At 69.0% G+C, this 7891-nt stretch carries 7 protein-coding genes and 1 pseudogene; 4 read left to right on the top strand and 4 right to left on the bottom strand.

Annotated elements, in window-relative coordinates:
• Positions 1–169 (bottom strand): annotated as a pseudogene (locus VML93_RS13965) (hypothetical protein); the annotation flags it as partial.
• Between the two features lie 288 nt (positions 170–457).
• Here VML93_RS13965 and VML93_RS13960 point away from each other — a divergent pair.
• On the top strand, positions 458–1738 hold the full coding sequence (locus VML93_RS13960) for an HNH endonuclease (protein WP_325611432.1): 1281 nt from the start codon (positions 458–460) through the stop codon (positions 1736–1738).
• Positions 1739–1849: 111 nt separating this feature from the next.
• Here the strand turns inward: VML93_RS13960 and VML93_RS13955 are convergent, their stop codons facing one another.
• Entirely contained in the window at positions 1850–2719 is an 870-nt protein-coding gene (locus VML93_RS13955) for an SDR family NAD(P)-dependent oxidoreductase (protein WP_325611430.1), read from the bottom strand.
• The gene (locus VML93_RS13950; RefSeq protein ID WP_325611429.1) at positions 2716–3318 is read right to left on the bottom strand and encodes a TetR/AcrR family transcriptional regulator; all 603 of its coding nucleotides are present in this window, start codon (positions 3316–3318) and stop codon (positions 2716–2718) included. Before VML93_RS13950 ends, VML93_RS13955 begins: the two co-directional genes overlap by 4 nt.
• 44 nt (positions 3319–3362) lie before the next feature.
• Between VML93_RS13950 and VML93_RS13945 the strand changes: the two genes are divergently transcribed.
• The 3 genes from VML93_RS13945 (at position 3363) to VML93_RS13935 (ending at position 7022) form a co-directional block, all read left to right on the top strand.
• A complete protein-coding gene (locus VML93_RS13945; protein WP_325611427.1) occupies positions 3363–4499 on the top strand; it encodes a phosphotransferase family protein in 1137 nt (378 codons plus the stop codon).
• On the top strand, positions 4499–5614 hold the full coding sequence (locus tag VML93_RS13940; protein WP_325611426.1) for a hypothetical protein: 1116 nt from the start codon (positions 4499–4501) through the stop codon (positions 5612–5614). Before VML93_RS13945 ends, VML93_RS13940 begins: the two co-directional genes overlap by 1 nt.
• A gap of 61 nt (positions 5615–5675) precedes the next feature.
• Entirely contained in the window at positions 5676–7022 is a 1347-nt protein-coding gene (locus VML93_RS13935; RefSeq protein WP_325611425.1) for a flavin monoamine oxidase family protein, read from the top strand.
• Here the strand turns inward: VML93_RS13935 and VML93_RS13930 are convergent.
• On the bottom strand, positions 7017–7891 hold an 875-nt coding region (locus VML93_RS13930; RefSeq protein WP_325611423.1), incomplete at its 5' end, for an alpha/beta hydrolase. The genes VML93_RS13935 and VML93_RS13930 overlap by 6 nt on opposite strands.

Raw genomic sequence — 7891 nt, 5'->3', positions numbered from 1 at the left:
TCAGTGCCGCGACGACAATCATCACGGCCGCCCGATTGCCGCCCATCTGCGAATGTCCGGAACGGTCATCGGCGGGAAGATACCCGCGCAGGGCAGCAGCGACCAGGATCAACAGCACTATCAGGGCGACAACGCGCCCCGCCGGCTTGTCAGTCACGGGGTAGCCAATATCGGCTTTGCGCGCCACGTGCGCCCCATAGCCGAAGGCTAGCGGCGCTGGCCCGCCGCGGTCCAGTGTCGACCGCGAGCGCCGCGCAGCCGGGCCGCGCCGGGTCGGCGCCATCGAGCCGGTGTCGATCGATGGACGCGACCAGAAGCCACGCGGGCGTGACGTTCGGCGCCGAATGCCACCCCGCCGTGACGCTGGGTGCCGTGACGCTGGGTGCAGCGGGTCGCTTTGTCAGAAATCGCCGCTTTATCAGAAATCGTGTCAGACCACCCTGGTAGTGTCGAACACATGTTCGAGAAATTGATGTCCGTGGACCCCGCTGCCGGCGAGGCGGCGTTGATCGAGCACATCGCCGAGATGGAAACCTTCAAATCCGCCGCGGCAGCAAGCCAGGCTCGCGCCGCGGCGGCACTGGACGATTCGCGGCGCGCGGCCGAAGCCGACGCCGGTGTGGTCGCGTCCAGGCGGGGCCGGGGTGTGGCCACTGAGATTGCGCTGGCCCGCCGTGATTCCCCGGCACGCGGCAGCCGACACCTGGGTTTCGCCAAGGCCCTGGTCCACGAAATGCCCCACACCTTGGCCGCCCTGGAATCCGGGGCACTCTCGGAATGGCGGGCCACCCTGATCGTGCGTGAGTCGGCCTGCCTGGACCTCGAGGACCGCCGGACCTTGGACCGCGAATTGTGCGCCGACGCCACCAACCTGGAGGGCATGGGCGATGCCCGGGTGGCCGCGGCGGCCAAAACCATCGCCTACCGGCTGGACCCGCACGCCGTGGTCGACCGGGCCGCCCACGCCCAGAAAGACCGCACGGTCAGCATCCGGCCCGCCCCCGACACCATGACGTATCTGACCGCGCTGCTGCCGGTCGCTCAGGGCGTCGCGGTCTACGCCGCGCTGCGCCGCGCCGCCGACACCACCTTCGATGACCGTTCGCGCGGCCAGGTGATGGCCGACACCCTGGTCGAGCGCATCACCGGTACACCCGCCCAGGTGCCCACGCCGATCGCGGTCAACGTGGTGATCTCCGATCAGGCCCTGTTCGCCGAGGACCCCAGCCCGGCGGTGATCGACGGGTACGGGCCGGTCCCCGCGGCGGTGGCACGCAATCTGGTCCGCACCGCAGTGGCCGATCGACGCTCCCGGGCAACACTGCGACGCCTCTACGCCCGCCCCACCACCGGCGCACTGGTCGCCCTGGAATCACGCTCCCGACGGTTCCCCCGCGGGCTGGCCACCTTCATCGGGCTGCGCGACCAACGCTGCCGCACCCCCTACTGCGATGCCCCCATCCGCCACCGCGATCACGCCCACCCCTGGGCCCGCGGCGGCCCCACCACCGCGGAAAACGGCCTCGGAGACTGCGAACACTGCAACTACGCCAAGCAGGCAGCCGGCTGGCGAGTCACCGCCGGCACCCGAAACGGCAGACACACCGCCGAATTCACCACACCCACCGGCGCACACCATCAATCCACTGCACCACCGCTACCCGGCTACCCGCGCATCGAAATCAGCGAAGTCGAAACCGCCATCGGTATCACGCTGATCAACCTGCACGCCGCCTGAATACGCCCGATGGCGGCGACCCGCGTCGCCCGGCTCCGCCGCGCTCGTGATCGCCGCGGCCCGATGGCGGCGACCCGCGTCCGCCCGGCTCCGCCGCGCTCGCGATCGCCGCTAGGCCCCCGTGAACGGCCGGAAGCTGCCATCGAGGACCTGGTGATGACCGATGGTGCGCCCGGTGACCTTGCCGGGATCGACCAGCGCCAGTTCCACCGCGGCCCGCGCGAACTCCTCGGCCGGGGCGGTGTCGACGAACTCGCGGGCATAGTAGGACAGCCCCGGCGTCATGATCGGCTTCGACGGCGACAGCGCGTTGACCGCGATGTTGTGGTCGGCGAGGTCGTACGCCGCGCACTGGGTGAGATGCTCGAGTGCCGCCTTGGATCCGCCGTAACCGGGCAGTACGCCGCCACTGCGGTCGGGATAGGGCCCGTCGCCGGGCATCCGCGACGCGATCGAGGTGATATTGATGATGGACCCACCGCCCGCCGCGAGCATGTCGGGAAAAACGAGTTGCATCAACTCGTAGCCCGCGAAAATCCCGATCTCGAAGTGCCGGCGGTATGCCGCCAACGGGGTGCTGACGAATCCCGGCCAGCCGGGCTTGGCCGCACCGACCGGCCTGGCCGGCTTGGCACGTGGTTCGGCGCCGGGTACCGGCGGGCGGCCGGGCGCGGTGAACGCCGCGTTGTTGACCAGAATTGTGATGGGACCCAAAGCATCTCGGGCCTCTGCGACCAGTCTGGCGATGTCGTCGCGGTCGGTCAGATCCGCCCGGATCGCCACCGCGCGCCCGCCCGCCGCCGCGATGTCCGCGACCGTCTCACCAATGGTGCCGGGCAGTCGGTCGTCCCACACCGCTTCGGTGCGCCCGACGACGGCAACCGCGGCGCCGTCGGCCGCCAACGCCAGCGCGATGGCCCGGCCCAGGCCGCGGCTACCACCCGTGACGATCGCGACGCGCTCCGCGAGCCGCCCGGTCACCGGGTCACCCCGTGCACGAGGATGGCGGTGGTCTGCTCCACCCACGCCTCGTCCAGCTTTTCCTCCGGGCGCAACAGCATCCGCAGCATCGTCGCTCCGCCGATCAACTCGATCAACCGGTCCGGGTCCACGTCGGGATGCGCCTCGCCGCGGTCGACGGCCTCGCTCAGCCGCACCCGCACCGCGCTGAACAGGCCGGCGAAGCGCGACATCACCCGGGCATTGAGCTCGGGGTCGGCCGTCATGTCGGCCACCAAACCAGGCAACGCGGCCCGCACCACCGGGGTGGTGAACACGTCGCGGGTGGCCTCGATCATCATCCGGATGTCCGCTGCCATGTCGCCGGCCGGAGCCAGCAGCGCGGTGGGCGCCACCGGGAACGCCGCTTCGTGCACCAGCTCGGCCTTGCTCGACCAGCGCCGGTACAGTGCGGATTTCGTGGTCCCGGCGCGTTCGGCGACCGCGGCCAGGCTGAGGTTCGAATAGCCGATTTGCGCAAGCAGTTCCGCGGTCGCGGCCAAGATGGCCGAATCGATGCGCGGGTCACGGGGCCGCCCTGCGCCGGGGGCCTTGTCAAGGGAGGACGGTTCTGCTTTCATAACGCTACCTACCGTATCGTAATTATGTCGCGAAGGAAGTACCAGTGACGAATGAACCGGCGGTCGAAGACGTAGGCCGCATGCAACGCTCGAGCCGGGATACCACCACCGTCCCGCGCCTGATGTCGCGATGGTTGTCGACGGTGCTACCCGGCGGTGTGACACCCGAAGTGACGGTGGAGAGCGGGGTGGACTCGACGGGCATGTCGTCGGAGACCATCATGCTGACCGCCCGCTGGCAGGAAGACGGGCGCCCGGTGGAGCAGAAGCTGGTCGCGAGGGTGGCGCCGACCACCGAAGATGTTCCGGTTTTCCCGACCTATCGGCTCGATCACCAATTCGAAGTCATCCGAAAGGTCGGCGAGCTGACCGACGTCCCGGTTCCCCGGGTGCGCTGGATCGAGACCACCGGCGAGGTGCTGGGCACACCCTTCTTCCTGATGGATTACGTCGACGGGGTGGTGCCGCCCGACGTGATGCCTTACACCTTCGGCAACAACTGGTTCGCCGACGCGCCCGTCGAGCAACAACGCAAGCTGCAGGACACCTCCGTCGGGGTGCTGGCCACGCTGCATTCGATCCCCGACGCGGAGAACATCTTTGGCTTCCTCACCGAGGACCTGACCGGTGAAACCGCGCTGCGCCGGCACTTCGGCTGGGTGCAGTCCTGGTACGACTTCGCGGCGCCGGACATCGGCCGGTCGGCATTGGTGGAACGGAGTCTGCAATGGCTGCAAGACAATTGGCCCGAAGCGGCGGCCGGACGTGAGCCGGTGCTGTTGTGGGGTGACGCGCGGGTGGGCAATGTCTTGTACCGCGACTTCGCGCCGGTGGCGGTACTGGACTGGGAGATGGTGACGCTGGGCCCGCGCGAGCTGGACGTCGCCTGGATGATCTACGCGCACAAGGTATTTGAGGAGCTCGCCGGCCTGGCAACGCTGCCGGGCCTGCCCGACGTGATGCGCGAGGAGGATGTGCGCGCCACCTATCAGCGGCTCACCGGCGTGGACGTCGGTGACCTGAACTGGTTCTACGTGTATTCGGGCGTCATGTGGGCGTGCGTGTTCATGCGCACCAGCGCCCGACGGGTGCACTTCGGCGAGGTCGAGAAGCCCGACGATGTCGAATCGCTGTTCTATCACGCGGGATTGATGAAACGTCTTATCGGAGAGGAAAGTTAATGTTAGGCCCACTTGACGAGTACCCGGTACACCAGGTTCCCCAGCCCATCGCCTGGCCGGGTTCGTCCGACCGCAACTTCTACGACCGGTCCTACTTCAACGCCCACGACCGCACCGGCGACATCTTCGTGATCAGCGGCATCGGCTACTACCCGAACCTCGGGGTGAAGGACGCCTTCATGCTGATCAGGCGCGGGAATACGCAGACCGCGGTGCACCTTTCCGACGCGATCGACCAGGACCGGCTGAACCAGCACGTCAACGGCTACCGCGTCGAGGTCATCGACCCGTTGCACAAAGTGCGGATCGTTCTCGACGAAACCGAGGGCATCGCGGCCGATCTCACCTGGGAAGGCCTGTTCGACGTCGTCCGGGAACAGCCGCACATCCTGCGGTCGGGCAACCGGGTCACGCTCAACGCGCAGCGTTTTGCCCAGCTCGGCAGCTGGAGTGGCCGCATCGTGGTCGACGGCGGGGAGATCGCCGTCGACCCCGCGACCTGGATCGGCAGCCGCGACCGGTCCTGGGGCATCCGGCCGATCGGCGAGCCCGAGCCGGCCGGCCGGCCCGCCGACCCGCCGTTCGAGGGCATGTGGTGGCTGTATGTGCCGATCGCGTTCGACGACTTCGCCATCGTGTTGATCATCCAGGAAGAGCCCAACGGGTTCCGCTCGCTCAACGACTGCACCCGGGTCTGGCGCGACGGTCGCGTCGAGCAACTGGGCTGGCCGCGGGTCAAGATCCACTACCGCTCCGGCACCCGCATCCCGACCGGGGCGACCATCGACGCGACCACCCCCGACGGCACACCGGTCCACTTCGACGTCGAGTCCAAGCTGCCGGTGCCGATCCACGTCGGCGGCGGCTACGGCGGCGACTCGGACTGGCTGCACGGCGTGTGGAAGGGCGAGAAGTTCGTCGAGCGACTGACCTACGACATGACCGACCCGGCGATCATCGCCCGGTCCGGCTTCGGCGTCATCGACCACGTCGGGCGGGCGGTGTGCCGGGACGGCGACGGAGATCCGGTGGAGGGTTGGGGCTTGTACGAGCACGGCGCGCTGGGCCGCCACGACCCGTCGGGATTCGCCGACTGGTTGACGGTCGCACCCTGAGCGTGCCGCGAAAATCAAGACTTAATCCCACATTCGGCGGCACTTTGGTTCACTATAGGGCGTGACAAACCCGCCGTGGATTGTCGACGTTGTCGTAGTGGGTGCCGGCTTCGCCGGCCTGGCCGCAGCTCGGGAGCTGACACGACAGGGCCATGACGTGCTGGTCTTGGAAGGTCGCGACCGGGTGGGCGGACGCTCGTTCACCGGCAGCGTCGCCGGCTTGCCCGTGGACCTGGGCGCGTCCTTCGTCGGCCCGACCCAAGACGCGATCCTGGCGCTGGCGGCCGAGCTCCAGGTCGCGACCACCCCCACCTACCACGACGGCAAGAACCTGATCCATTGGCGCGGCTGGGCGCGGCCCTACCGCGGCACCATCCCCAACCTTTCGCTGACCGGACTGCTGGACATCGGGCGGTTGCGCTGGCAATTCCAGCGGATCTCCCGAACCGTTCCGATCGCGGCTCCCTGGGATGCGCGTCGCGCCAGCGAACTGGACGAAGTCTCGCTCGCCGGATGGTTGCGCTCGGTGCGCGCCACCGAATCGTCACGCGACCTGATGTCCATCATGGCCCGGGTGACCTGGGGGTGCGAACCCGACGAAGTGTCGATGCTGCAGGCCGCCCGCTACGCGCGTGCGGCCGGCGGCCTGGACCGGCTACTCGACGTCGAAAACGGCGCCCAGCAGGACCGTTTCCCGGGCGGCACGCAGCAGATCGCCGAGGCGGCCGCGGCCGAACTCGGCGCAGCCGTGGTGCTCGACGCGCCGGTCCGGCGCATCGACCGGCACGGTGCCGGTGTGACGGTCACTTCCGACCGCGGCCAGGCCGAAGCCGGGTTCGTCATCGTCGCGGTCCCGCCGGCCCACCGCGCGTCCATCGAGTTCACTCCCCCGCTGCCCGCCGAATACGAGCGGCTCGCCCAGAATTGGCCGCAGGGCCGGCTCAGCAAGGCGTACGCCGCCTATCCGACGCCGTTCTGGCGGGCCAACGGCTTGTCCGGCCAGGCGCTGTCGGACCGGGGCCCGGTCTTCATCACCTTCGACGTCAGTCCGCACGACGACGGACCCGGCATCCTGATGGGGTTCGCCGACGCGCGGGCGTTCGACTCGCTGCCCACCGAGCAGCGCCGCCGCGACACGCTGCGCTGCTTCGCGTCGCTGTTCGGCGACGACGCGCTCAAACCTCTCGACTACGTCGATCATCGTTGGGGTGCAGAGGGATTCGCGCCAGGCGGTCCGACAGCAGCGGTGCCGCCGGGGTCGTGGACACGATACGGGCAGTGGTTGCGTGCGCCGGTCGGACCGATTCACTGGGCCGGCACCGAGACCGCCGAGGAATGGACCGGGTACCTCGACGGCGCCGTCAGGTCCGGCCAGCGGGCCGCCGCGGAGGTCGCCGAGCGGTTATGAGCTGATCCGCCGGACGCGCGCGGGCCGGGCCGCCGACTCTGCCAGTGCCCGCAGCTGGCGGTTCACCTCGTGGTGCTGTTCGAGCATCGAGCAGTGGCCGCCGGGGAGTTCGACCAGGCCGACGACATTGGGTGCGGTGTGCGCGATCCGGCGGGCTTGGCTGATCGGGGTGAGCCGGTCGCGTTTGCTGCCGATGACCAGCGTCGGCACCGTCAGTCCGTCCAGGTTGAGGTAGCGCTGCCCGACCGACTCGACGAGCATCCTCGCGCACCCGCCGCGGCCCGCGGGCGGCGTCTGAGCGAAAAGCTCGTAGATGATCTTCGCCGCGCTCGGGTCCGCGTCGGCCGCGACGGCCAGCATCGCCACCAGATACCGGCTGGGCAGCCGCACCGCGCCCGGGAGCGGAAACCCGCCGAACACGTTGATCAGGCCCCGCCCGGCCACGACTCGGGCCGGCGACAACTCCCGCGGAACACGCATGAATTTCACCTTGCGCAACAGCTCACCGGTGGTGGTGTTGATCAGCGCGACGGCGTCGGCGCGGCGGCGGACCTTGTCGCGGTAGCGCTCCGACCAGGCGGCGATGGCGATGCCGCCCATCGAGTGGCCGGCCAGCACCGCCCGTTCCCGCGGGGCCAACGTCGCCTCGAGCACCGAATCAAGGTCGGACGCAAGGTGTTTGAGGCTGTAGCCGCCCCGCTTCGGGACACCACTTCGTCCGTGTCCGCGATGGTCGAACGCGATCACCCGGTAGTCGTTGGAAAGGTCGGCGATCTGGTATGTCCAGGCCCGGATGGCGCATGTGATGCCGTGGGTCAAGACAATCGGATAGCCGTCCGGTCGCCCGAACACCTCGGTGTGTAAAGCGG

The organism is Mycobacterium sp. (genome assembly GCF_035499775.1).
Classification (GTDB): Bacteria; Actinomycetota; Actinomycetes; order Mycobacteriales; family Mycobacteriaceae; genus Mycobacterium.
Note: the sequence above shows the minus strand (reverse complement) of the source record. Positions and strands in the feature narration are given on the sequence as shown.

Coding starts and splice junctions, on each gene's coding strand:
- VML93_RS13960 (WP_325611432.1), top strand. CDS start 458: ATGTTCGAGAAATTGATGTCCGTGGACCCCGCTGCCGGCGAGGCGGCG.
- VML93_RS13950 (WP_325611429.1), bottom strand. CDS start 3,318: ATGAAAGCAGAACCGTCCTCCCTTGACAAGGCCCCCGGCGCAGGGCGG.
- VML93_RS13940 (WP_325611426.1), top strand. CDS start 4,499: ATGTTAGGCCCACTTGACGAGTACCCGGTACACCAGGTTCCCCAGCCC.